Origin of the sequence: Persicimonas caeni, assembly GCF_006517175.1 — a bacterium.
Taxonomy (GTDB): Bacteria; Myxococcota_A; Bradymonadia; order Bradymonadales; family Bradymonadaceae; genus Persicimonas; species Persicimonas caeni.
Window position 1 is genome coordinate 1,968,788 of sequence record NZ_CP041186.1, and the last position, 26,398, is coordinate 1,995,185.

General features: G+C 64.2%; 17 protein-coding genes. 10 read left to right on the forward strand and 7 right to left on the reverse strand.

The genetic code is table 11. The annotated features are described in order from the left end of the window. Nucleotides 1-8 precede the first annotated feature (8 nt). The 3 genes from FIV42_RS07360 to FIV42_RS07370 form a co-directional block, all read right to left on the reverse strand. Nucleotides 9-1,655 (reverse strand): alpha-amylase family glycosyl hydrolase, encoded by a 1,647-nt coding sequence (locus FIV42_RS07360; protein WP_141197048.1) that lies wholly within the window; start codon nucleotides 1,653-1,655, stop codon nucleotides 9-11. Next, on the reverse strand, nucleotides 1,652-3,307 hold the full coding sequence (locus FIV42_RS07365) for an alpha-amylase family protein (protein ID WP_141197049.1): 1,656 nt from the start codon (nucleotides 3,305-3,307) through the stop codon (nucleotides 1,652-1,654). Before FIV42_RS07365 ends, FIV42_RS07360 begins: the two co-directional genes overlap by 4 nt. 102 nt (nucleotides 3,308-3,409) lie before the next feature. After that, nucleotides 3,410-4,141 carry a phosphatase PAP2 family protein gene (locus FIV42_RS07370; RefSeq protein WP_141197050.1) on the reverse strand — a complete coding sequence of 244 codons (732 nt, stop codon included), beginning with the start codon at nucleotides 4,139-4,141 and terminating at the stop codon, nucleotides 3,410-3,412. Between the two features lie 199 nt (nucleotides 4,142-4,340). Between FIV42_RS07370 and FIV42_RS07375 the strand changes: the two genes are divergently transcribed. The 10 genes from FIV42_RS07375 (at nucleotide 4,341) to FIV42_RS07420 (ending at nucleotide 20,282) form a co-directional block, all read left to right on the forward strand. Continuing rightward, entirely contained in the window at nucleotides 4,341-5,084 is a 744-nt protein-coding gene (locus FIV42_RS07375; protein WP_141197051.1) for a hypothetical protein, read from the forward strand. An 81-nt stretch (nucleotides 5,085-5,165) separates the two neighbouring features. After that, nucleotides 5,166-6,227, forward strand: coding sequence for a formate/nitrite transporter family protein (locus FIV42_RS07380; RefSeq protein WP_141197052.1), 1,062 nt, complete (start codon nucleotides 5,166-5,168; stop codon nucleotides 6,225-6,227). 234 nt (nucleotides 6,228-6,461) lie between these two features. Beyond that, nucleotides 6,462-7,190: a hypothetical protein gene (locus tag FIV42_RS07385; RefSeq protein ID WP_141197053.1), complete on the forward strand. Its 729-nt coding sequence runs from the start codon at nucleotides 6,462-6,464 to the stop codon at nucleotides 7,188-7,190. Between the two features lie 249 nt (nucleotides 7,191-7,439). Next, entirely contained in the window at nucleotides 7,440-10,001 is a 2,562-nt protein-coding gene (locus FIV42_RS07390; RefSeq protein ID WP_141197054.1) for a hybrid sensor histidine kinase/response regulator, read from the forward strand. 118 nt (nucleotides 10,002-10,119) lie between these two features. Beyond that, a complete protein-coding gene (locus FIV42_RS07395) occupies nucleotides 10,120-11,877 on the forward strand; it encodes an SMP-30/gluconolactonase/LRE family protein (RefSeq protein WP_141197055.1) in 1,758 nt (585 codons plus the stop codon). Nucleotides 11,878-12,035: 158 nt separating this feature from the next. Then, a complete protein-coding gene (locus FIV42_RS07400) occupies nucleotides 12,036-12,416 on the forward strand; it encodes a hypothetical protein (RefSeq protein ID WP_141197056.1) in 381 nt (126 codons plus the stop codon). Between the two features lie 278 nt (nucleotides 12,417-12,694). After that, on the forward strand, nucleotides 12,695-13,969 hold the full coding sequence (locus tag FIV42_RS07405; RefSeq protein ID WP_168210485.1) for a TolC family protein: 1,275 nt from the start codon (nucleotides 12,695-12,697) through the stop codon (nucleotides 13,967-13,969). A 10-nt stretch (nucleotides 13,970-13,979) separates the two neighbouring features. Next, nucleotides 13,980-15,590, forward strand: coding sequence for an efflux RND transporter periplasmic adaptor subunit (locus FIV42_RS07410; protein WP_168210486.1), 1,611 nt, complete (start codon nucleotides 13,980-13,982; stop codon nucleotides 15,588-15,590). An 11-nt stretch (nucleotides 15,591-15,601) separates the two neighbouring features. After that, on the forward strand, nucleotides 15,602-18,712 hold the full coding sequence (locus FIV42_RS07415) for an efflux RND transporter permease subunit (protein WP_141197059.1): 3,111 nt from the start codon (nucleotides 15,602-15,604) through the stop codon (nucleotides 18,710-18,712). A 745-nt stretch (nucleotides 18,713-19,457) separates the two neighbouring features. After that, a complete protein-coding gene (locus FIV42_RS07420) occupies nucleotides 19,458-20,282 on the forward strand; it encodes a hypothetical protein (protein ID WP_141197060.1) in 825 nt (274 codons plus the stop codon). Nucleotides 20,283-20,623: 341 nt separating this feature from the next. On the opposite strand, the gene FIV42_RS07425 is transcribed toward FIV42_RS07420, so the two are convergent. From FIV42_RS07425 to FIV42_RS07440, 4 genes are all read right to left on the reverse strand, one after another. Then, a complete protein-coding gene (locus FIV42_RS07425) occupies nucleotides 20,624-21,217 on the reverse strand; it encodes a hypothetical protein (protein ID WP_141197061.1) in 594 nt (197 codons plus the stop codon). A gap of 74 nt (nucleotides 21,218-21,291) precedes the next feature. Beyond that, entirely contained in the window at nucleotides 21,292-23,370 is a 2,079-nt protein-coding gene (locus FIV42_RS07430) for a hypothetical protein (RefSeq protein ID WP_141197062.1), read from the reverse strand. 247 nt (nucleotides 23,371-23,617) lie between these two features. Then, nucleotides 23,618-24,760, reverse strand: coding sequence for a 6-phosphofructokinase (locus tag FIV42_RS07435; protein ID WP_141197063.1), 1,143 nt, complete (start codon nucleotides 24,758-24,760; stop codon nucleotides 23,618-23,620). Nucleotides 24,761-24,879: 119 nt separating this feature from the next. Continuing rightward, the gene (locus FIV42_RS07440; protein WP_141197064.1) at nucleotides 24,880-26,292 is read right to left on the reverse strand and encodes an ATP-binding protein; all 1,413 of its coding nucleotides are present in this window, start codon (nucleotides 26,290-26,292) and stop codon (nucleotides 24,880-24,882) included. Nucleotides 26,293-26,398: the final 106 nt, after the last annotated feature.

Consider the following 26,398-nt stretch of genomic DNA (forward strand, 5'->3'; position numbering starts at 1 on the left):
GGTCACGGCTACGGCTCGATCGTCGATGCCGGGTGCTCGGCCGGCGCATGCGGAAGCCGCGCGATCACCCCCTCGTCGGCCGCCAACTCCAATTCACCGTCGACCACGCGCCCCTGCGGATCGGACTCGACGGTGGATACCACCACTTCTGCCCCCGCAAACCGGCTGTCAGGCCGGAAGGTCTGCGGCTCACCGCGGAAGTTGAGCACGACCAAGAACGCCTCGTCCTCGAAGCAGCGCACGTAGCCGAAGAGCGGCGGCTTGGCGTCGACCGGCCAGTAGTCGCCCACGGCCAACGCCGGCTCGCTCCGACGAAGCGAGATGAGCCGTCGATACAGGCTCAAGGTCGAGTCGGGCTCGTCGCGCTCGCGCTCCACGTTGCAGGTCTCGAAGTCGGGCGCCACGGGCAGCCACGGCTCGGCGTCGGTGAAGCCGGCGTTGGCGTCGGCCGACCATTGCATCGGGGTGCGCTCCGGATCGCGGCCCAGGCCCATGCCGGGGCTTCGCAGCTCGCGCGGATCGACGACTTGGTCGGGCGCGATATCGACGTCGACCATGCCGAGCTCGTCGCCGTAGTACATCGTCGGGGTGCCTCGAAGCGTCATCAACAACATCGCCGCCAGCCGAGCCTGGGCGCGCCCGATGCGCGTGGCGATGCGGCTCTGGTCGTGGTTTCCGAGCACCCAGTTGGGCCAACCATCCTCGGGCAGTGATGCCTCGTAGCGGTCGACGATGCTGCGAATATGCGCGGCGTCCCAAGGCGCTCCCACGAGCTGGAAGTTGAACGGCAGGTGCGCCTCGGACTCCTCTTCGCCGTAGTAGGTCACCAACTGGTCGATGGGCAGATACAGCTCGCCGATCATGACGCGCTCGTCGTACTCGTCCATCACCTGGCGCATGCCGACGACCACGTCGTGCACCTCGGGCTGGTCGGCCGAGTAGACAGGCAGATACTCGTCGTAGGGCGACTCCTCGCCGGGCCGATAGTCGGGGTTGGGAGGGTTGTTGCGCATGTGCTCGTCTTTGATCATGTGCCACATCACATCGACCCGAAAGCCATCGACGTCCTTGTCGAGCCAAAAGCGCATCACGTCGAACATCGCCTCGCACACCGCGTCGTTTCGCCAGTTCAGGTCGGGCTGCTCGGCCAGAAACGCGTGGTAGTAGTATTGGCCGGTCGGCTCGTGGAACTCCCAGGCCGACCCGGCGAACTCACTGACCCAATTGTTGGGTGGGCCGCCGTCGGGCCCCGGGTCGGACCAGATATACCAGTCGCGCTTGGGGCTCTCTTTGGATAATGCCGACTCGACGAACCAGGGATGCTGGTCGGAGGTGTGGTTGGGCACCAGGTCGAGGATCACTCGAAGGCCGCGCCCGTGAGCGTCTTCGAGAAGCCGGTCGAAGTCGTGCATCTGCCCGAAGATCGCGTCGACGTCGGTGTAATCGGCGATGTCGTAGCCGAAATCCTTCATCGGCGAGGGGAAAAACGGTGAGATCCACACCGCGTCGACGCCGAGCCACTCGAGGTAGTCGAGGCGTCGGCGAATCCCCTCGAGGTCGCCGCACCCGTCGCCGCTGGCGTCCTGAAAAGAGCGCGGGTAGACCTGATAGATGATGCCGCGCTGCCACCAAAGGTAGTCGTCCTTCCAGCTCATGCTTCCACCTTGCCGGTATGCGCGAGGGTGTATTGAGAGCGGCGAAACCATCGGTAGCCGTAGGGCCCGACCTCGAGGCAGTCGTCATCGAGCTCCCAGCGGTCGTACTCTTGATCGGCAAAGAGCTCGAGCAGATGCTCGCGCTCCTCGCAGTCGAGGCCCAAATCGACCTCGATGGCCTCGCCGCACAGGTTGTGCACGGCGATGGCGAAACGCTCGCCCTCCTGGGCCCGATGAGCGAAGATGCGCGGGTCGCCGGTGTCGATAAGGACGGGCTCGCCCTCGCCGAACTCCGGGGTGTCGAGGCGCTGGTGGATGGCGCGGATCATCCAGCTCAGAAACGAGTCGCGGTCGCGGCGCTGGTCGGTGACGTTTCGCTCCTTGTAGCCCCACTTGCCCTCGCTGATAATCGGGCGCACCAACTCGTCGACGTCGCGCTGGCTGAACGCGCCGTTGGGCTCGTCGGACCACTGCATGGCGGTGCGCACCGCATCGCGCCCCTTCTCGTCGAGCTTCTCGCCCATGGCGATCTCGTCGCCGTAATAGAGGACCGGGGTGCCCGGAAGCGTCAGCAAAAGACTGTAGGCCAACTCCATGCGCGGCCGGTCGTCTTCGAGCATCGGCGCCACCCGCCGGCGGATGCCTCGCCCGAAGATTCGCATCTCGTCTTCGGGGGCGAATTTCTCCATGACGTCCTCGAACTCGTCTTTGGCCAGCCGCTCCAAGTCGAGCTCGTCGTGGTTGCGCAAGAAGTTCGCCCACTGACCGGCGTGGTGCACGTTGGGCAGCACCTCGAGCGCCTTGGCAATGGGCTTCCCCTCCTCGCGCGCGAGCGCCAGAAACAGGTAGTTGCAAAGGTAGAAGTTGAGCAGCACGTTGAATTCGTCGCCCTCGCCGAAATACGGCTCGAGCTCGTCGGGATTGACGTCGACCTCGGCGAAGATCATCGCCTTGAGGCTCTGATCCTCGACGAACGTGCGAAGCTCCTGCAGATACTCGTGAGGGTCGCGCTCGAAACGGATGGACCCCTTCCGGCGGATCATGTGCGGGGCGGCGTCGAAACGAAACCCGGAGACCCCTTGGCGCAACCAGAAGCGCAAGATCTTTTGGATCTCGTGGCGCACCTCCGGGTTGGCGAAGTTCAGGTCGGCTTCGTGCGCATAAAACGTGTGGTAGTAGTACTGCCCCGACGCTTCATCCTCGCACCAATTGCCCGACTGCTGCTCGCCGAAGATCAGCTTCTCTTCGCCGTGCGCGTCCGGGTCATCGGTCCAGATATAATAGTCGCGGTACTTCGAGTCGGGGTCTTCGAGCGCCTTTTGAAACCACGGGTGGTCGATCGAGGTGTGGTTGAACGGCAGGTCGAGCACCACGTGAATGCCGCGTTCCTCAGTCTCCTCGAGGAAATGCGAGAAGTCGCCAAAATCCCCCAGCTCCTCGTTGAGCTTGTAGTAGTCGCGCACATCGTAGCCGTTGTCGCGACCGGGCGTGTCGTAGATGGGCAGCAACCACAGACAGTTGATGCCCAGCCCATTGAGGTAATCGAGACAGTTGGTCAGGCCTTTGAAATCACCGATGCCATCGCTGTTGGAATCCATGTAGGCTTTGACGTCGAGCGAGTAAATGACGCTATTCTTGTACCAATGCCGCATCGGTGCCTTCGGGTAAGCTGAGGGTTTGTTGCCTCCTACCAAACAATTGTCTTTGAAGGTGCCCACCGCTTTAGCTGCAGCAAGCCACACGTGGCCGTGCAGCTACTCAGCCTCTTGCGGCTCGGCGTGTTTCTTCCAGTTCTCCCAAACGCTGACCGCCAACCAGCAGAACACCGCCCAGCCCGCCCCGATCGCCCAACCACCGATCACATCGGTCGGGTAATGCACCCCCATCGCCACCCGGGTCAGGCCCACCAAAAAAGTCAGAAAGAACGAGGTCGCGATGACGTACAGCGCCAAGCGGCGACGCGTGGCGAAGCGCGCAATCAAAATGCCGAGGGTCAGATAGACGACCGCCGCGGTGGTCGCGTGGCCGCTGGGAAAGCTCGAGGTGCTCAAGTCGTAGATCTCGGGGATCATCGTCGGCCGGGGGCGCATAAAGACGTCCTTGAGCAGCATCACCAGCGCCGTGCCGCCCGCCAACGAGAGGAACACATCGAGCGCGTGGCTGTAATAGCGCGCGAGCAGCAGGTAGCCGATCACGAGCATGCTCAGCACAAAAGCGACAGGAAAACTGCCCAGCGCCGTCAGGTCGGCGGCCACGCCTTCCATCCAAGCCGGACCGATCAACTCGGCGTGATTCGGCCCCTGGCGCAACGCGGTCAAGATCGCCTGGTCGAAGCCCGACGTGTCTCGATCACTGACTGCGTCGGCGAGTTCGACAAAGCCCAGACCCACCAAGATGACAACGATCAGCGCACCGGCGGCGCGTATCTCCGGGCGGCTCAAGAACGCTCGGATGTCGAGGTGTTCGACCGGGTTCAAGTGGTCCATAAGGTGAATTCTGGGGGAGACGCGATCAGGATTACGAGTGCGGCACAGTCGTCGAAAGCTGCGGGTGCGAATATAGACACCAGTTCCGGGGTCCTCTTCCCTGCGCGTCCTTCGACTTCCCCGCGCGCCCTTCGACCTTGACTTCTGGCCCCACTCACGCACTCTATTTCGCCCGACTCAAATTTCTATGGGAGCTGAAATGGATCGATCGACTGCGAAATGGCTGACCATCCACCTCATCGTGACCCTCTTGGCTGTTGCTGGGTGCAGTGACGACGAAGACCCCGGTGACTCCGTGACGGACACCGGCGTCGATGCTGCACAAGACGTCGCACAAGATACGGCCGACGACGTCGAGCAAGACGCCGCACAAGATGTCGCTCAGGACACAACCGACGACGTCGCGCAGGACGTCGCCGAGGACGTCGCTCGAGATGCGGCCGACGACGTCGAACAAGACGCGACCGCCGATGCAGGCGACACAGGCCAGGACACGAGCCAAGACACCGGCCAAGACACAGCGCAAGACACGACCGCGACGGCCGACGCCGACACCTGCGCCACGGCCATCGACGCGACCGCCGGCGGCACCTGGGACAACCAGTCGACGAGCGACGCCACCGACGATTACGACTCGCCGATCACCGCCTCGAACTGCCCGAGCGGCGCGGTCAGCGGCAAAGACGAGGTCTACTCGCTGTCGCCCACGGCCACGACGACCTACGAGGTGACCGTGACGCCCGTGGGCAGCACCTTCGACCCGTTTTTGTACGTGCGCACCGACTGCAGCCAGGATGCTTGCCTCGCCGGCACGGTGTTCAACGGCCCGGGTCAGTCCGAAACCGTGACCTTCGACGTGCAGGGCGGGCAGACGGCCTTCGTCATCGTCGACGGCGAGCTCGGCACCGAGGGCGACTACGCTCTGACGGTCGCCATACAGTGACCGCTCGGCTCGGGCGTTTAGGTTTGGACGATGCGTGATGTGCGGACGCATGGCCCACCTCGCCCGATACGCTGGAGCTTGATGACCGACCACTCCGAGCCAGACAAGAAGCCCGAAGAGCGAGACCTGCCTCCAGCGCCGATGGGCGAAGACGCTCGCGCGCCCTCCGGGGCGCCGGCGTCGGGTTGGGCGGTGCGCGATCGGTTTGCATGGGCCGAAATCCACCGCCGTCTCCTGGCCGCAGCCGACGAAGAGATTGCCAGCAGCCCACGGTCGCTCTTCTTCAGCGCACTTACCGCCGGCTTTGCCATCGTGCTGACCTTCTTGGGGCTCGCGGTCGGCAAGACGCATTTTCCCGACAATCCTTTTCTGGCCAGCCTGCTCTACCCCATCGGCTTTGTCTACATCATCGTCGGCCGCTACCAACTCTACACCGAGAACACGCTGCCTCCAGTCAAGCTGGTGATGACCCGTCTGGCCAGCATTCCGCTGCTGTTGCGGCTGTGGGGGATTGTCTTGGCGGGCAACCTCGCCGGCGCTGCGCTGGGATCGCTCGTTTTGGCCCACACAAAGGTTCTGCCTGCCGGTGCGGCCAGCACCACCAAACACTTTGTCGCCGAGGCCGTCGCCTTGGGGTGGTGGGACGTCTTTTTCAAAGCCATCTTCGCTGGCTGGCTCGTCGCCGGTGTGGTCTGGCTGGGGACGGCGGCGCGCGATACCATCTCGCGGCTTTTCATCGTCTACCTGGTCTTCTACACCATCTCGGTCACCGGCCTCTTCCACATCATCTCGGTGAGTTCGGAGGCCTTCTTCGTCCTCTTTTCGCAGGGTGGCGCAGGCTTACTTGCGGTATTGGGCGACTTCCTGTTGCCCGTGCTGCTCGGAAATACTGTCGGCGGCGTGGCAGTCTTTGCGTTCATGGCCGACGCCCAAGCCGAGGAGCAACGCTTTCCGGAGATGCGTGAGCTGAGCCTCTTCGAGCTCTTCTTTAGCTGGAAAGGCGGGCGACCGTTGAGCCATCCACGCCCGCGCCCGCCTTGGCCTAGCGAAGAAGACTGGCCTAGCGAAGAAGACTGGCCTAGCGAAGAAGATACGCCTCCCCGGACCCGATCGCCATCCGGTTTGGGCGGCGAATTGCGCTGATTGACTCCCCTGCGCCGTCACGGGCTTGTCACATCAACCGAAAACCGGCACAATCGTGCTACGTATTCTACAGATTGGATCAACTGAGGGCACCCCACCCGAAACGCGTGTGGACGGGAGTAGTCAGAGGGTTGTGGTACGGCGCAGCCTGTTTGCGTCGGGGCTCGGAGTCGTTGGTATCTCACGTGCGTGGCGATCCGGTCTCAACGATGCCTGGGGTCTTGGAGTGTTGCGATGCCACGACCAAATGTCGACACACCGGTGGAGACTACTGTGAGCGTCTTGCGCGCTGCGGCAGACTGGGCCCGGGAGTATGCCCAACAACTCGAGCGAGTCTTCGGCGACGACTACGACGGGGCGACCATGGCCCGCGCGCTCGCCGAGCAACTCGAATCAGCCGAGCAGACTTACAAGCGAGCCCGCCGCGAAGACACCACCCTGGACGATCCCGTCCAAACAGTACTCGCCGACATACGAGAGTTCATCGGCGAGGTGCTCGAGCAGATTCGAGAGGCGTTCGAAGATGCCGACAACCGCGACGCGATGGTGAACGATTTTGCCCCCCAACCGCCTGACTCGGTGCGCTCGTTCGAGCACGCCAAGCGCGCCCTCGCCCAACTCGCCGCAGCCGTCGAGCACTACGAGGAGCGGATGCGACAGGCTCGAATCGACGTCGGCGAGTTGCAGCACAAGCTCGTGCTGACCTTCGGCGCGCTCGAAGAGGCGGCCGAAAAACCCGCCACCGAAAACGAGCAAACGCGCGCTGCTCGACGAGAGCGTGACCAACTTCGCCAAGAGGCGGTCGACTTCGTGCGCAACCTGCAACTCGCCGCCGAGGCGGTCCAGCTCTCCCAACGCGACCCGCTCGAGGACCTGCACGCACTCTTCGCCAAGCACGGCCCTCCCGCCCCTGCGCTACTCGGCCGCACGGCCTCCTTGCGTCGGTTTTCTCACGAGCGATAGGCCACCGACAGGCGCGCCGCTCGCCTCAGCGAAGCGGCGCGCTGTGGAGCCCCCCAAAGCGTCGCTTGTCTGTGTTGTCCTGCGTCTTTCTCCCCCCAAAAAGTTGACCGCCCCCCCTCGGCTTGGGTATAGCGTTTCGCAACCAAATCCGAACGTTCTCCCGGCCTCCCCAACAGGCCGCTGATACGCAGAAAAAGCGGGGACGCGCCCACTCTAGCTGTAACCGACGTGGCGAAACGCCTACCTTCTATGGCCCGATTCACCGAGTATTTTATCCCCGACGAACTTGCCGACGAAAACGGCATCGAACGCAGACGCGCGCAGATCGGCGTCAAGACCGCCTACACCGTAGTGTTCTGGGCGTTTTTGGCCGCAGTCATCTCCGGATCGGGTGGATCGATCCACGCGGCGATTGGGCTGGTGCTGTGCGGCACGACCGTAGCCACCGCGCCGTTCGTGTTGCGCTCGACAGGCCGGATGGACATCGCCGGTCATCTCATCGTCACCCCGATTTACATTTTGCTCTTCTGGCTGATCCACCAAAACGGTGGGCTCTTGGCGCCGGCGATCGTCTGGCCGGCTATGATTCCACTGCTGGCGACCCTCTTTCAGGGCCGACGCACCGGCAAAGTGTGGCTCTGGGTCATCATCGCGAGTTGGGTGGCCGTGTTGATCGGTGCCCTGACCGGCTACGACTATCCCACCCAGCTTCCGCCGAAGGTCGCCACCGTCCAACGAGGCATCAGCCTGGTCGGCTTGGCGGTGACCGCGTTCGTGGTACTTCGACTCAAAGACGACCTGCAGACCTGGCTCACCGAGGAGTTGCGCCACAAGGAGGCCGAGACGCGCGCGGTGCTCGAGACGGCCCCTGACGGCATCGTCACCGTCGACCTCGACGGCACGGTCCTCACCGCCAACGAGGCGGCCGCGCGTATCTTCGAGCGCGACCCCGAGGCCATGCTCGGCCAAGACATCCGCCAGTTGGTCTCCTCGCTCGACTCCGAGGCGCTCGCCCATGCGCACGCCTCCGAAGTCTTCGGCGAATCCACCGAGCACACCGGCCGGCGCGGCGACGAGGCGTTCCCCGCCGAAATCGCCTTCGGCAGCCTCGAAGACCGCACCATCTTGGTGCTTCGCGACATCACCGAGCGCAAACGCGCCGAGCAAGAGATCCGCGACGCGCGCGACGCAGCGATCGAGGCCAATCAGGCCAAGAGCGCCTTCTTGGCGAATATGAGCCACGAGCTTCGCACCCCGCTCAACGCCGTCATCGGCTACTCGGAGATGATCAAAGAAGAGATCGAGTTCATGCGCGAAGACGGCGCCGAGGGCGCCGAGGCTGCTGCCAACTTCTTGCCCGACCTGACGCGCATCCGCTCGGCCGGCACCCACCTTTTGGCGCTGATCAACGATATCCTCGACCTGTCGAAGATCGAGGCGGGCAAGATGACCATCCACGTCGAGATGTTCGAGATCGCCGAGTTGGTCGAAGATATCCGAAGCACCATCGTGCCGCTGGCCGACAAGAACAACAACACGTTGACCGTCGAGGTGAGCGACGAACTTCGTTACATGAACTCGGACGCCACCAAGGTGCGCCAGATCTTGTTCAACCTGCTGAGCAACGCGTGCAAGTTCACCAGCGACGGCACCATCACCATGCGGGTTCGGCCCGACGAGGCCTACGACAAGGTCGTCTGCGAGATCGAGGACACCGGCGTGGGCATGAGCCAAGAGCAACTCGCCAAGATCTTCGAGGCGTTCACGCAAGCCGACGCCTCGACCACCCGCGAGTTCGGTGGCACCGGCCTCGGATTGACCATCACCCGGCACTTCTGCGCGCTGCTCGAAGGGGAAATCGACGTCGAGTCGACCCTGGGCGAAGGCAGCACCTTCACGGTGCGACTCGCGGCGAATTTGGGCGCCGGCGACCTCGAGCAACCCGACGCTGACGTCCCCCAAACCCTCGAGGAGATATCGCGCCCGGCCGATCCCGACAGCCAAACGGTGCTCGTCATCGACGACGATGCGACCATGCGCGACCTGCTTCGCCGCGTGCTCGAGCGCGAGGGGTTCGCCGTGGCCTCCGCCGCCAGCGGCTCTGAAGGCCTCTTGCTGGCCGAGCAACTCCAGCCCGACGTGATCACACTCGATGTGATGATGCCGTCGATGGACGGCTGGACGCTGCTCTCCAAGCTCAAAGAGCACCCCGAATTGGCCGATATCCCGGTGATCATGGTCACCATGGTCGCCGAGAGCGCCCGCGGCTACGCACTGGGCGCCGATCACTATATGGTCAAGCCGGTCGACCGAAAGCGACTCGTCGACATCCTGCACTCCTACCGCACCTCGAGCGATCAGGCTGGCCATGCCTTGCTCGTCGAGGACGACGAACCGACCCGCAATTTGCTCCGTCGCACGCTCGAGGGCGACGGATGGGCGGTCGTCGAAGCCGAAAACGGCCAAGAGGGCCTCGACCGCCTCGCAACCATCGACCCCGATCTGGTGCTGCTCGACCTGATGATGCCCCAGATGGACGGCTTCGAATTCCTGCACGAGTTCCGAAGCCGAGACGCGTACTGCAATGTCCCCGTCATCGTGGTGACCGCCAAGGAGCTTACCGAGGACGAGGAGGAGCGCTTGCGCCGCGGCACCAGCGAAATCCTCTCCAAGGGAGGCTCGCGCGGACTCGGTGACGGACAAGATCAATTGATCACTCAGATACGACGGCACGTGCGTCGAGCCGTCAAAAGTCGACAAAGACCCGCTAACACCCCGGCATCGAAAAGGAATCCCGCGCTCACCGAGTAGCGTCGCCCAAAATAGGCTGAGAACCTGATTGCATGCGGCTGACAGGTGATTTAAAGTCAGCTCGAAAACGCAATCCTGCGATTAAAAACTTGGCCGAATTTGACTGGGAGATTTGTCGATGAAGTACGTCGAATCTGTTCGTACTCCTTCTTGGCTTTCACTCGCGTTGACGGGACTGTTGTGCCTGAGCGCCTGTGGTGACGAGAGCGCCCCTCAACCAGACGACACGACCACGGAGACCGCTCAATCCGCGCTGGCGAACGCCTCGACTACCGCCGATCATTCGTATCTGCGCCGAACGCTGGCCGACGGCGCCGAGTTCCACGCCACCAACGGCATGGAGATGGGTCCCGACGGCAACCTGTATGTCGCCAGCGTGCTCGGCCGCGAGATCGGCGTGGTCAACCCGCGAAGTGGCAAGATCCTCGACCGCATCGGCATCGAGCGCGGCGTCGACTCGCCCGACGACCTCGAATTCGGTCCTGACGGCTCGCTGTACTGGACCTCGTTCTTGACCGGCGAGGTCGGACGCCTCAAGCCCGACGGCACCAAAGTGACCGTCGCCCAGCTCGGCCCGGGCGTTAACGCCATCGCCATGTCGCCCGACGGGCGCCTCTTCGTCACCCGCGTCTTCCTGGGCGACGAACTCTACGAGCTCGACCCCGATGGAAACGCCCCGCCCCAGCTGGTCACCTCCGGCATGGGTGGCTTGAACTCGATGGAGTTCGGCCCCGACGGCCACCTGTACGGCCCGCTGTGGTTCGCCGGCTCAGTTGCACGCATTGACGTCGACAATGGCACCGTCACCCCGATCTTCGGTGGCCTGCAAGTCCCCGCGGCGGTCAAATTCAACTCCCAAGGTCTCCTGCACGTCGTCGATCAGGCTGCCGGCGAAGTCGTCACCTACGACCTGAACACCGGTACCACACAGGTCGTCGCCCAGGTCGACGAAGCAGGCGCCGACAACCTGGCAATCGACGCCCGCGGCGACATCTACCTGACCAACGCCCACGACGGCTGGGTGCGCAAGGTGCTGCCCAACGGCAAGACCCGCAGCCTGACCGACGAAGGTATGGTCGCCCCCGGCGGCGTCGCCGTGCTCCCCTACGACGGCGGCACCTCGGTCTTCACCTCCGACGCCCTGTCGGTCAAAGCCTACGACGTCCAGACCGGCCAAATGACCCTCGAGGCGCACTCGGTCATCGGCGTATCGCCGCTCGCCACGCCCATCTCGGCGACCGCCGACAACGGCCGGCTGCTGACGACCTCCTGGTTCGCCAACGTCGTCCAGACGTGGGACCCGGCGCTGCACACCGTCGTCGAGAGTCACCAAGACTTCGCCGTGCCGCTCAACGCCGTGCGCTATAACGGTGACCTCGTGGTCGCCGAACTCGCCACCCACCGCGTGGTGCGCCGCCCGGCTGGCACTAACGCCAAGGTCCCGATGGCCGGCGTGCCCGTGCCCACCGGCCTGGCCACCGACGGTGACTCGCTTTGGGTCGCCGACTGGGCCACCGGCCGCGTGCTGCGCATCGCCCAGGGCGGCCAGGCACTGGCGACTCCCGAACTGGTCGCCGCCGGCCTCTCCTTCCCCGAGGGGATGACCCTCGACAACGACGGCACCCTGCTCGTCGTCGAGACCGGCACCGACAAGCTCACCCGCATCGACCCGGCCACCGGCCAGAAGACCGTCGTCGAAGACGGCCTCGACATCGGCATGCAGGGCCCGGCGACCATGCCGCCGACCTACATCTTCAACGACGTCGACGTCGACGATTGCGGCAACATCTACGTGAGCGTCGACACCGACAACACCATCGAGAAGCTCGCGCCTCTCGGCGCCGGCGCTCCGGGCTGCACCAACGGCTCGAAGTAATCGATTGCACCCAAATCGATTGTACCGAACAAGCCCGTCCAGGCTGAAATCTGGGCGGGCTTGTTTGCGTAGGCGACCTTGTTGCAGGTGGTCGGTTCTGTTAGCGTCGTCCTCGACACAATCGACCGCCTGAAGCTTTGCCGGCGACTATGGACATCGTGAAAGACAATCTACGACTTCGAGCCTTCTGGCTGCGCCTCTTCGGCGTAGCGTTGATGGTGCTCGCCGTCGGGATGACCATGTCCACGAGCACGCCAGCTTCAGCCTCCACGCTCGCATCCTACGACGCCGAGAAGGCCAACTCCGCAGATCCCTGCGAGAGCGAATGCCCCGGCGAACTCCCCGACGGTGAGTGTCCCGACAACTGCGCCCATTGCGGTTGTTGCAGCGCGGTCGCGTTCTCGCTTTTGCCCACCACCATCGCGGTGAGCGCCGCTCCCGACCCTGCAGGAGCCGACTCACCGCCCTATCCGTCCGTCGTCCCCAGCGACGTCACGCACGGCATTTTCAAGCCACCGCAGCACAGCTCTGTCTACTGAAAATCTGGCCACTGAAACCTGGCCACTGAAACCTGGTAAGACGCCCTGCACATCCGGCTCGATGAGTTTGATGCGCCACGGAATTCGTCTGCGCGACGCAGCGTGAGGCGACTCGACCGTGCGGCGTCTGGACGCCTGGAAGAACAAGCTTCCACGCGATCCCATACCTCTAAAAACACGAAAGTGGACAAGCGATGTTTGACACGATTCGCCCGGGATCCGGTGCGATCTCGGGTTGTAAGCACGTAGAGACGAGTGCGCGCCCCAAACGACAGTTCTTGAGCATTATTGCCTTCACCGCGACCGTATGCGTGGCGGCAAGTACCGCCGATGCCCAGCAACGTGACGAAGAGCCGACGGGCGAACCGGTCACGTTGACCGAGCTATTCGAGTTCGCCGAAGAGAGCGCTCCCGACATCCAGCAGGCGCGCGAGCGCCTCGGGCTCGGCGACGCGGCCATCGAGGGGGCCGAGAGGTTCCAGCCATTCAACCCCGAAATCGAGGGCGAGTTTGGCGTCGGACTCGATGACGTGGGGCTCAGCCGCGCCGAGATCACGCTCACGCAGCGCCTCGAAATCGCCGGTGAGCGCGGGCTTCGCATCGATGCGGCCCGACAGCAGAAAGAGGCCCTCCAGGCCGAGCTCGCCCGGGCCCGCTGGGACGTCCACCAGCAGGTCCACCGCCTCTATCGCCAGGGCCTGGTCGACACCGACGAGGTCGAGATCGAGCGCGACGTCCTCGACTTCACCCAGGCCCTCTTCGAAGTCGCCGAGCAGCGCTTCGAGGCCGGCGAAGAGCCGCGCACCTCGGTGATCGTGGCCCGCGCGGAGGTCGCCCAAGCACGCCAGCGGCTGCTGCAAGCCCAGGTCCGAGCCCTTCGCACGCGCCGCGATCTGGGCGCAGTCGTCGGGTGGACCAAACAGGCCGCCCCGCAGCCGACCGGTGAGCCCGAGAAGGCCAAGCCTGTCCCTGCCAAAGAGCGACTCGTCGAGAAGGCTATCGCACAAGATCCGCAGCTCGCCGTGCTCCGCGCACGCCTCGAGCAAGCCCGCGCAGACCTCGCCCTCGAAGAGCGCGAAGTGTGGCCCGCGCCCCTGATTGGAGTGGGTTACGAGCGTGAAAACTTGGCGAGCACCGACGTCGAAAACAAGCTGCGCCTCGTCGTCGGAGTGCCCCTGCCGCTGTGGGATCGCAACCAGGGAGAGATCGCTGCCGCAAAGACGCGCACCGACATTCTTCGCCAGGCGATTGAGGATCGAAAGAAAGTCCTCGGGAACCTCGTTGTGAAGCAGGCCGCGTCCGTCCAAGCCGCGTACGGGCAGACTCAGATCTATCAGGAAGAAGTGCTCCCCGCGCTCGAGACCCAACTGGACCTGCTCCAGGAGGGCTTCAAGCTCGGTGAGTTGAGCCTGCTCGACGTGATGAACGCTCGCGACCGTCTGTTGGCCGTGCAACGGCAATATCTGGCCGCGCTCGATGAATACTACGCCGCCGTCAGCGAACTCGAAGCGCTTTTGGGAACGGCGATTTGGCAAGCAAACGGCGACGAATAGGAGAACTCCAATGCAATACACGATGATGAAGCGCTGCCTGATGTGGACATTGTGGGCCCTGTTGGCCGCGAGCACATTCGGCTGCGAGTCGAAACAACCTGCGGACACCAAAGAACAACCTGCAAACACCAAAGAAGGTGAGACCAAGACCGCCGAGCACTCGCCCGACAACGGCGAATGGTGCAAGGGCCACGGCCTCCCCGAGTCCCACTGCACCAAGTGTCACCCCGAGCTCATCGACAAATTCAAGGCCAAGGGCGACTGGTGCAAAGAGCACGGCTTCCCCGAGTCCGCCTGTCCCACCTGCAACCCGATGGACCCGCCCGGCGCTACTGAGACTGCCGAGCATTCCCCAACCAACGGCGAATGGTGCAAGGGCCACGGCCTCCCCGAGTCCCACTGCACCAAATGCCACCCCGAGCTCATCGACAAGTTCAAGGCCAAGGGCGACTGGTGCAAAGAGCACGGCTTCCCCGAGTCCGCCTGCCCCACCTGCAACCCGATGGACCCGCCCGGCGCTACTGAGACTGCCGGTATCGCGCCCATCCCCGGGATCGAACCGGGCACCCAGATCATCTTCAAGCAAGACGATCACGAGCAGGCCGTCGGCATCGAGACGGTCCCGGCCAAGAAGGTGCCCGTCGGCCTCGGCACCCGCGCCCCGGCGCGTATCGAGTTCGACCGCAATCAGCTCGCCGACGTGCGCGCGGCGGTGCCCGGCATCGTGCGCGAGGTGTTGGTCGACCTCGGCCAAGAGGTCGACGAGGGCACGCCCCTCTTCGTGCTGGAGAGCGCACGGGTGGGCGAAGTTCAGGCGAAGGTCCGCGCGGCCTCCGAGGAGTTGAAGACCGCCCGCGCCAACCTCGAGCGGCAGAAGAAACTATTCGAAAAGGGACTCTCCGCGGAGCGCAAAGTCGAAGTCGCCGAGCGTGACTTCCAGGAGGCCAAGGCCCGCGTCAGCTCGCTCAGAAGCTCGCTGCGCCTCGCCGGGGGCTCCGGAAGCTCGAGCACCGGTCGCTACACCATCCGCGCGCCCATCGCCGGCACCATCGTCGACCGCCCCGGCGTGGTCGGCGCGTTCGCCACCGAGGAGACCTCGCTGGCCACCGTCGCCGACACCTCCAAAATGTGGGCGATGCTCGACGTCGCCGAGGGCGACAGCTTCGCCCTCGAGAACGGCCAGCCGGTCACCCTCGCCGTCGACGGCGCCACCGGTCGCAAGTTCGACGGTCAGGTCACCTGGATCTCCCCGCAAGTCGACCCGCGCACCCGCACTGTCAAAGTGCGCGCCGAGATCGACAACGCCGACGGCAAGCTGCGCGCCAACCAATTCGCGCGCGCCGAGATCGGCATCGCCCCCGACAAAAAGGGCGTGGTCGTGCCCAAAGAGGCCATCCAGAGCCTCGAGGACGGCACGGTCGTCTTTGTTCGAAAGAAGCAGGGCCAATACGAGCCGCGCATCGTCGAAGCAGGCCGCAGCGACGGCGACGTCGTCCAGGTGCGCGGCAACCTTCGGGTCGGCGAGCCGGTGGTCACCACCGGTGCGTTCATCCTGAAGACCGAATTGAGCAGGGACAGCATCGGCGCAGGCTGCTGTGAAGTGCCCGGCCAGTCTGACTAAGGGGGGAATCTATGCTGTCAAAACTCATCGAAATATCGCTTCGCCACCGCCTGGTGGTGCTGCTCATCACCGGCCTGTTGGTGCTGGCCGGGCTCGTCTCGTTTCGCGAGCTTCCCTTCGACGCCTACCCCGATACGACGCCGGTGCAGGTGACCGTCAACACGGTCGCCCCGGCGCTGAGCCCCGTAGAGGTCGAGCGCCAGCTGACCTTCCCGCTCGAGCAGGCCATCGGCGGCCTGCCCGGCCTCGCCGAGGTGCGCTCGGTCTCCAAATTCGGATTCTCCCAGATCACCGTCATCTTCGAGGATGACGTCGACATCTACCTGGGCCGACAGGTCGTCACCGAGCGTATCCAGACCGTCGAGCTGCCGCCCGAAGCCTCCAAGCCCTCGCTCGGCCCCGTGTCGACGGGCTTGGGCGAAGTCTTCCAGTACACCGTCGAGAGCGACAAACGCTCCCCGCAGGAGCTCCGGACGCTGCACGAGTGGGTGGTGCGCCCGCAGATGCTCACCGTGCCCGGCGTCGCCGAGGTCAACACCTGGGGCGGCTACGAAAAGCAGTACCACGTGGTCGTCGACCTCGCGCAGCTCATCAAATACGAGCTGACCGTCGAGGACGTCGAGTTCGCCCTGAAGCGCAACAACGCCAACGTCGGCGGCGGGCTCGTGGGCACCGGCGGCCAGAGCCAGCTCGTCCAGGGCGTCGGGCTCGCCCGCGACATCGAAGACCTCGAAAAGATCGTCGTCGCCGCGGTCGACGGCGTGCCCATCCGCGTCTCCGACGTCGCCCGCGTCGAGGAGGGCCACGAGATTCGCCGCGGCGCGGTCACCGCCGGCGGCGAAGGCGAGGCCGTGCTCGGCCTGGGCTTCATGCTCATGGGCGAGAACAGCCGCGAGGTGACCAAGGCCCTCGAAGCGCGCCTCGCCCAAGCCCAAAAGAGCCTGCCCGACGACGTGCGCCTCGAGCCGATGTACAGCCGCACCGAACTCGTCGACCAGGTCCTCGAGACCGTGCGCGACAACCTGCTCGAGGGCGCGCTGCTGGTCATCGCCATCCTCTTCATCCTCATGGGCAACGTGCGCGCCGGGCTCATCGTGGCGCTGGCCATCCCGCTGTCGATGCTCTTTGCGTTCAACATGATGCTCCAGTTCGGCATCGTCGGCAGCCTCATGAGCCTCGGCGCGATCGACTTCGGCCTCGTCGTCGACAGCTCGGTCATCATGGTCGAGAACGCCGAACGGCGCCTCGCCGAGGACACGAGCAGTCGAAGCATCCTCGAGGTCGTGCGCGACGCGGCCGTCGAGGTGCGCAAACCGACGCTCTTCGGCGAGCTCATCATCGCCGTCGTCTACCTGCCGATTCTGTTCCTGGAAGGGGTCGAAGGAAAACTCTTTCGCCCGATGGCGCTCACGGTCATCTTCGCCCTGCTCGGCTCGATGATCATCTCGATGACCCTCATGCCCGTGCTGGCGAGCTATGTCCTCAAACGACGCCAGAAAAAGGGCACGCTCGCCGAGGGGACAAGCCCGGCGGAGCACCGCGACGTCTGGCTCGTCCGCAAGCTCAAAGCGCTGTACCGACCGGTGCTCGACTGGTCGCTTCGAAACCGCAAGGCCGTGCTCTTGATCACGGCGGCCATCGTCATCGACGCGGGCGTCGTCGCCTGGGGCCTGGGCTCGCAATTCGTCCCCCGGCTTCGCGAGCAATCGGTGGTCATCAACACCGTGCGCCTGGCCGGCGTCTCCCTCGACGAGTCGGTGCGCTACGGCACCCAGCTCGAAAAGAAGCTCCTAAAGACCTTCCCCGACGAGATCGAGGACGTCTGGACACGCACCGGCACAGGCGAGGTCGCCACCGACCCGATGGGCTTGGAGGTCTCCGACGTCTTCATCACGCTGCACCCGCGCGAGGAGTGGACGCGCGCCGAGACCAAAGACGAGCTCGTCGACGCCATGCAAAGGGAGCTCGACGGCATGCCCGGCATGCGCACGATCTTCACCCAACCCATCGAAATGCGCGTCAACGAGATGCTCGCCGGCATCCGCGCCGACGTCGGCATCAAGCTGTACGGCGACGACTTCGACGTCCTCAAACAGAAGGCCGGCGAAATCCAAGAGGTCGTCGAGGGCCTCGAGGGCGCCACGGACGTGACCACCGAGCAGATCACCGGCCTGCCGGTGCTCCAGCTCGAGGTCGACCGCGACCAGGTCGCCCGCTACGGCATCGCCGTCGAGGAGGTCTTGCGCTACGTCGAGTCGCTGGGCACCCGCAAAGTCGGCGAGATCCGCGAGGAGCAGCGCCGCTTCGACCTCGTCGTGCGCCTCCCGGAGCGCTACCGCGAAAACCCCGACGAGATTCGCTCGATCACGCTCACCACCGCCGACGGCCAACGCGTCCCGCTGGGCCAGCTCGCCAAGATCCAGGTCATCGACTCCCCCTCGACCATCAACCGCGAGTGGAGCAAGCGCCGCGTCGTCGTGCAGGCCAACGTGGCCGACGGCGACGTCGGCGGCTTCGTCGAGCGCGTGCGCGACGCGATCGACCAAAACGTCGAGCTCCCCGCTGGCTACTACGTCGACTACGGCGGCCAATACGAGAACATGAAGCGCGCCCAAAACCGCCTCATGATCGTGGTCCCCATCGCGCTCCTGCTCATCTTCACGCTGCTCTACATCACCTACGGCAGGATGCTCGACGCCCTGCGCGTCTTCACCGGCGTCCCCTTCGCCGCCGTCGGCGGCATCTTCGCGCTGTGGCTGCGCGACATGCCCTTCAGCATCTCGGCGGGCGTCGGCTTCGTCGCGCTGTCGGGCATCGCCGTGCTCGGCGACATGGTGCTCGTCTCGTACGTACGCGACCTGCTCGACAAGGGCGTGGCGCCGCTGCAGGCCATCAAAGAGGGCGCGATGACGCGCATGCGACCGGTGCTGATGACCGGCATGGTCGCCGCCTTCGGCTTCATCCCCATGGCGCTCAACACCGGCGTGGGCGCCGAGGTCCAGCGCCCGCTCGCCACGGTGGTCATCGGCGGCATGATTACGTCGACCCTCGCCACACTCGTCGTCATGCCCGTGCTCTACGCCGTCTTCGGCACTGGCGCGCCGCGGGATGGAGAGATGTAGCGGATGGACTAATGGCGCTAGTCGCGGATGAGGTGATGATAGGCGAATCGCCGAGCGAATCTGAGTGATGATGGGCGGATGCGGTGGTTGGTTCGATGACGGTGGTCGTAGCAACACGGATGCCAGCCGGCTTCGATTCTGGACGCTTGTTGCAGCGACCGTGAAGAACCGTATCGCCTCGTGAAAAGTGATCATATAGAGCGAATAGCGTGAAAAACCATCAGTACATTCACGGAAGACTTTCGCGATATTTGTTCGGTGCGGGGGCATCTTGCCCTCGCCTGCGAGAGCTCGAAGCACTCGCACCGATAGCGCGCGACTTGTTCGGTGCGGGGGCATCTTGCCCTCGCCTGCGAGAGCTGGAAGCACTCGCACCGAAAGACGAAGGCGCGGATGAACTAATGGCGCTAATCGCGGACGAGGTGATGATAGGCGAATCGCCGAGCGAATCTGAGTGATGATGGGCGGATGCGGTGGTTGCTTCGATGGAGCTCGTCGTAGCAACGCGGCCATCCGCGCCATCATCACCCAAATCCGTGCCGGAATTCGCCTATCATCACCCTATCCGCGCTCAGCTCCATCCGATGCATCTGATAAATCCGCGAAATCCGCCCCCCGGTCTTCCACGTCCCCCACACGTCTGCTATCGTGGGCCTACTTCAAACAAATGCCGCGGCGAGTTGGCGGGAGCCTCACCTAGCGATCACCCGCCCTCGAGCTGCGCCTCGACCGATGGAGAGCACCGATGCGTCAGGTCCCGCAGAATGAATTCTTCTCGTCGTACAAGCTTCCCCCGTCGCGCTTTGGCTGGGCGGCCAGGCGCGCCAAGACGGCCGCTCAGGAGCAAGGCGAGCCGGCGTCGATCGTCGGTTGCGCCGACGAGATCGTCCAGATGTGCAAGCGCCACACCGACATGCGCCGCCAACGCATGTTGGCCAAGCGGACCAAGGTCGACCCGGCCGTAGCTGCCAGCGACAACGACCTGGACCGCTGCTTCTCGAATTTCGTGGAGCGCATCGAGATGGAGCTCGACGACTGGGGCCCCGACTCGCCTCGCGGGCAGGCCGCCGGGCGCATGCTCGACGGCCCGCTGCACATGGAGGTCTTCTCGGTCACCAACGCCACCCGCGAGGAGCAAGAGGCGATCACCCGCGTCATCCTCAACGACCTCGCCGCCCACCACACCGCCGACATCCAGACATGCGGCCTCGAGGCGCTCTTCGAGCTGCTCGAGGAGAAGTTCGCGACCTTCTGTGAGCAGATGAGCGTGCAGGCCGAGCGCGCAGCCGTGCCGACCTACGCCCAACTCCAGGAGTTGGAGGCCGAGATCCAGGCGAAGGTCGTCGAGCTCGTCAATCGGGTCAATGGACGGTATCCGACGGCGTCCCGGGCCGACCTCGTCGGGCGCTCGGCGGTGTTGGGGCCGTTCGCCATCCAAAACGACCGCGCCGCCGCGTTCTACAAACAGAACCGAAACGCGGGCGTGCTGCCCGACATCGACCCGGACACCGGCGAGAACGTCACCGACCCCGTCCCCACCGACGACGACCACGAGCCCGAACCCGCCTGAGCCGATAGCACCGGCGTCCAAATCGTTCCAGAACGCCCTACCGAGGGGGGGTCCCCCCCTCCAAAAGCGTTCTGGAACCCGAATTTTGTCGCAGCGACGCACCAAGAAAGGGTTTGCTAACGCCGCCGCGCGCCTTCGAAAGCGCCCGGAGAACGTTCGCAAACCCTTTTTTGGTGCTCGAATGACGGCCTCGCGGCGTTTCGAAACGTTCGAACAAGGGGGGCAAGACAGCGCCGATGGGCGCCGATAGGCGCCATCATCACCCAAATCCGTGCCGGAATTCGCCTATCATCATCCTATCCGCGCTCAGCGCCATCCGATTCATCTGATACATCCCCCGACTATTTGCCGGCTTCGGAGGAGCCGAACTTCAGGTTGGGGTAGGGATTGTACTCGGGGATACGCACGTCGATGAACGCGTGCTTCGTCTCGGCGTGGCAGCTATTGCAGCCGTCGACCACCGCCTTGTACTGCTTCTCGAACTCTTCCTGGTTCTTGGCGGCGACCGCCTCTTCGATCCCCTCGAGACGGTTGGTGACGTGCATGTTGACCCGGTCGACCACGTCGACGCCGGCTTCCTGCGGGTCCGACTCCTCCAAGATTTCGACGAGCTCTTCGATCTCGTGGGTCTGATATTTGACCATCTCGGCGTCGTTGGCCTTGCCGGCAAACCAAATCGCCGACCAGCGCCGCTGCAGCTCGTACATCTTATTGCCCAGATGCACGTCGTGGTGCTCATCTTCGCCCTCGGCCGCATGCTCGCCGTGCTCGCCATCGGTGCCCGGCTCGGCCTGTTGTTGCGCGGGGCCGACTGCCTTGGCGCCCTCGGATTCTTGCGTCTCTTTGTCGCAACCGAAGGCCAGTAAGGCGAGCGCCACCAACAGCACGGGCAGCGTGTAGTTCTTCATAACGTTGTCGGCCTTGAATCGGTCCATCACTTCCGAATCCTGTCGATGTTTGGGTGGTCTTATTTTGCTATGCCGTACCACAAACGAAGCATAAGGACATCTTAACGCTCGTCGTAGAAATACCCGAGGATGCCGTCCATCCCCTGCGGCGCGCCCTCGTGGGTCCACGACAACGCGTTGGTCGTGGGCATCGCCTCGCCCCGGGGCTCGCCGGCCGTGCCGCGGCCCTCTTCTTCGTCTTTGGCGCTATAGACCGGGTGATGACCCACCGCCAGCACACCGTTGGGCGTGCCCCACACGTCGGTGATCTCGGTGACGCCACCGCCCTCGCCGGTCTCCCAGTCCCACTCGCCGGTGACGAGCGTGCTGTAGACGATATCGCTCAAATCTGCGTTGTAGGCGCGCACGAACCGGTTCCACTGCCCGATGCCCTCGCCCACGCCCGGCATCTTCTGGAAGGCGTCGTTCGTCGTGATCGTGCGCCGGCCGCGACAACTCACGTATACCCGCCCGTCGAGGTCGACGCGCACGCGGTTGCAGCGGGTGGTGTTCAGGTCTTGCCAGCCCGCGTTGGGGTTGGGCTGCCCCTCCAGGTGCGGCTTGTCCGCCCCGAAAGTCGGCGCGTCCTCGCGGGCGCCCTCGTTGAGCTCGGCGACGTAGGTCGCGTTCGTCAATGTTCCGTCGGCCAGGGCGAGTTTGCCGAGCCACGAGATATGGATATTGCCGTTCGTGCCGGTGAATTGGCGCTGGAAGCCGGTGAAGTCGGGGTTGGCCGCGATGTCCGCGCCATTCCACAGGTTATAGGTGTTGTTGCCGTGGGCGCGCGCTAACACCACGACCTTGTCGCCGGCGTAGTCGATGGCCACCCCGTCGACGTATTGGTCGGGCGAGGAGTTCTGGTCGGTCTCGGTGTAGAGGCGCGACCACCACTTGAGCTCGCCGTCGGACTCCATGGCCACCAGGGCCGGCTCGAAGTCGGGGTTGCCGCCGGGAAGCTTCGACTGGGTGCTGTAGCCGAAGTAGATATCGCCCGTGCGCCGGTCGATGGCGATGCCGCCGCGCCTCTGGGTCGGCTTGTCGCTCGTGCGATAGCCGGTGTACCCGGGCCCGCCGGGGCAATCGCCGCCGGGCACGCACGGCCCCGAGAAGTAGTAGTCGTCGGGGAACGCCCCCTGGCGCGTCTCGCCGTTGCCGTCGTCGGCGACGAGCTCGTAGTCCTCCTGGGTTTTGGAGCGAAGCGAGCCCATACGTCCCGCCTTGAGGACGACCGCGCTCTCGTTGATCGTGCCGTCGAAGGTGTCCGCGGGCCCGTAGAATTCGCCGTCGGCGTGCCAATGCGCCGGCCAGTGATTGACGACGTCGGGCTCGCCGTCGGCGGTCAGCCGGCGAATGTCGGCCCAGTCGAAGTCGTACTCCGCGCCGCGCCCGTAGACGACCTTGCCGTCGGAGCCGACGTCCCACGGCTGGATCTCCTGGAACGCCGACACGCCCTCGAAGCCCGACGCGCGCCGCGGCTCGCAGACGATATCGCGCGACCACGCCACGTCCGTGGGCACGCCGTCGACGAAATTGCCGTCGAGCTTGGCGATGTAGTAGCCCATCTGGGAGGTGTCGCCCACCTCTCGGTTACCCGAGATGTAGATATCGCCCGTCGCGGTGCCCGGGACCTCGGTGGAGCGAATGCGAAAGACGTCGGCCGCCGTCCCCTGCGGAAAGTGCACCACGCGCAGCACCTCGGTGAGGTCGGCGCTGACGTGGGCGAGGAACGCGACCTGACCGTCGGCCGACGAGTTCATCCCGCCGGTGCCCAGCTCGATCGTCTCGGTCCCCGCGGGGATCCAATCGGTATTGTCGCTCGCCCCGCCCAGCAAAAACGTCCCGTCGGAGAGGCGGTGAATGGCGTTGAGCTTCTCGTGGCCCACCCCGCCCAGGTAGCTGACCGAGTCGTCGGAGCCCACCGGCGAGTTGTCGGCCGTACCGGCGTCGTGTTGTGTACCGGCGTCGTGCTGTGTACCGGCGTCGTGTCCCGTGCTCCCGTCGGGCGAGCTCGACGCGTCGCCATCCTCGCCAAGGCCGCCGCCGTTGCTCGACGAGTCCGAGCACCCCGTGAGCGCGAGGCTTGCGACGGCGAGGAGGCAGAAGAGTCGGCGGGTACGGGGTCCGGGATTCTTGTATTTCATTTTGGATTGCTCCTGTTGGTATTTGTGGTGGCCTTGCAGAGGTGTGGCCTCAACCCCTCCGCCCTTCGGGCACCTCCCCTACGGCAGACTGCGCCGTGGGGAGGAAATGGTTGCCTCAACAAACACATGTGATGATTGGGGCAACCATTCGCCCCCCACGGCCGATGTTGCAGGCCGAAGGGGGGCAGCCGCCGCAAGCGGCGGGGGGTTGATGCCCCAACTCTGCAAGGCCTACAATATCCCCCCCTCAAAACGGCTGATCCTGACTCACCGTCAAATCCTGACTGATCGCAAACAACTCATCATCCCGGCTGACCAACCGCGGCCCGTGGCCGACGACCTCGCCCAGGGGCATCGGCACCACCTGACGGCCGCGCAGGCTCATCGCCACGTCGTCGACCCCGTCGGGCAGCTCGGTCTCGCCGAGCACGACCTTGACCGCCCCACGGGCAAAGCGCGCCGCCAAGATATTGTCGAACGCCGAGGGCGGGCCCCCGCGGGCCAGGTGGCCGATGACGTTGTTGCGCACGCTCATCGGGTGGCCCAGCACCTCGTGGATGCGCTCGCTCTGGGCGATATACTTGGCCAGATGCTCCCCGTAGCGCTCGTCGCCGCTCGCCTTTTTGACCCCCTCGGCCATCACGATGATGAAGTAGCGGTAGTCGCCCTCGAGCGCGGCCACGCAGCGGCCGACGACCGCTCTCGGGTCGTAGGTCTCGGCGATCTCCGGAATCAGGATGGTCGAGGCGCCCGCGGCGATGCCGGCCGACAGGGCCAGCCAACCGCTGGCGTTGCCCATGACCTCCAGGATGACCGCGCGGCGGTGGCTCTCGACGGTGTCGCGGATCTTGCGCAACGCGTCGACCGTGTTGCCCACGGCGGTGTCGTAGCCGATGGTGTAGTCGGTGCCGTAGATATCGTTGTCGATGGTCGCCGGGATGCCCACCACCTTGAGCGAACGGCCGAATTTGGCCCGGTAGGCCTCGGCGATGGCGTGGGCGCCGCGATACGAGCCGTCGCCGCCGATGACGACCAACCCGGAGACCTCGAGCTGATACAGGTTGACCGCGGCGACGTCCAAGAACGCCTCGCGCGCCTCGCGACGCTCCTCGGCGTCGGGCGCGTCGGGGTCGGCCGGCAACAGCTCGGGCACCCGCCCGGTGCCGATGCAGGTGCCCCCACGATTCAGGATGTCGCGCAACTCACGGCGCTGCACGTCGACGTCCATGCTCGCCTCCAGACGCCCGGCGAGCCCGCGAAAGCCGTTGTTGAACAGGATGATCTCGTGGTCGGGGTCGCGCCGCTTCGTCGAGCGGAACACCCCTCGAATGGCCGCATTCATGCCGGGGGCGTCCCCGCCGCTGGTCACGATCGCGATTTTTTTGCCCATCGTACTGCCTCGGTTTGTTCTTCAGTTATGCGCCGTCTCGGCGAACCGGAACGCGCACCCTAACCAAAGCAGCGCCGAGATTGCAATCCGGCGACGGAAGTGACAGGACCAAGGGCAGTCTAGCCGAGCAACACCTCGGGGGAGATCAGGTGTAGGTTTGCTTGCTCGCCCTGCATGGCATCGAGTTCTGGGGTGAAGCCGGATTTCGATACAACCAAGTAGTGTGTCTCGGGCGCATCGCCACCGTAACTTGTCTCCCTAGTGTCTCGCTCGAGGTCTCGAAGCACATTGGCTCCGACCTCCGAATTCCACCACTTGCACTCCCCGAAAACCACCGTCTCGTCGAGAAGTTTGGCGACGACGTCGATGTCGTAGTTGGCGCCCCAGATTTTGCCAGTCTCTCGAGAGGCGGCCGGAAGTATGTCGCGACCGTACGAAGCGACAAACTGGTGGGCAATCCACTCGAAGATTTCGCCCATATAACTATCGAAATACGGTTGAATGGCGTGGTCATACACCTCGCTTGCGTACCCGGTTGCCAGGGCCGAGCTGTTCGGCAAGCCAAAACGGTACCAGAAGGCTAAGTACGGGTCGGCAATGTAGTATCGCCGATTACGCGCTTTCGGCGAAGCGTCCAACGAACGGGTGATACGTATCAATCGCAGCGCTTCGAGCTTGGCGATATAGGGCGCCAACGCGCTTGCGCTGGTAATGTCTCGAACACGCCCGAGAATATCACCTGTCGTCGTGCAGCCACTACCGATGGCCTCGAGGATGGTCGCGTAACGTGTGGGAGAAGTAAGCTCGGCACGAAGCACGTTGAACGCCTCGTTGTGCAGCGGGGCGCCTGACTGCAGTACCACGTCCTCAATGTTTTCGCGCAAGCTACGGCTCGGCTCGCACAACTGCAGATAATAGGGCATGCCCCCGAAGACGCCGTAAGCCGCCAACCGCTCCTCGGGTGACCAGTTTGGGAAGAATCGCGACGCCTCGCGGTACGTCAGCGGGGGCAAGTCGAGCTCATACGTCTGCCGTCCACGTAGCGGATTCCGCTCTCCAAGGAGCTCTTCCATGAAAGCAATCTGTGAACCGCACAGAATCAAGTTGAAGGGGATACCTCGTTGACTCAGTTGATCGAACACCTTCTGAACAATGGAAGGCAGCGCATCTACGGTCTCACATAGGTAGGGAAATTCGTCGAGCACAAGCGTCAGCCCCGACCTTTCGGAGGCGAGACGTCCAATATATGTGAGCAGTGCCTCCCAATGCTCGACACCATCGAGGATGGGATCGGGCGCGTCGAGCACGCGCGCCACTTCCTCTTTGAGCAACTTGAGGTTCATCGACCCGAGCACCTGCGTTGCCTGATAGTAAATGGCGTCCCGGTCGGCGGTCGCCCGAGCGAGCAACGTCGATTTACCGACACGTCTGCGCCCGTAGACAATAAGCAGCGAAGGACGCTCGCGATCGAGTTCCTCTCGAAGCGACGCCAACTCTTGCTCGCGGCCAATAAAAGAGGATGTGCTCGACATTCTACCCTCGCAAATCGAGATTATGATAACCCAGATTATAGTAATGCAGATTATTAAATCAGCAAGCAAGCAGAAGTGTAATTTCCTCCCCCTTCGCCCCCTTCGC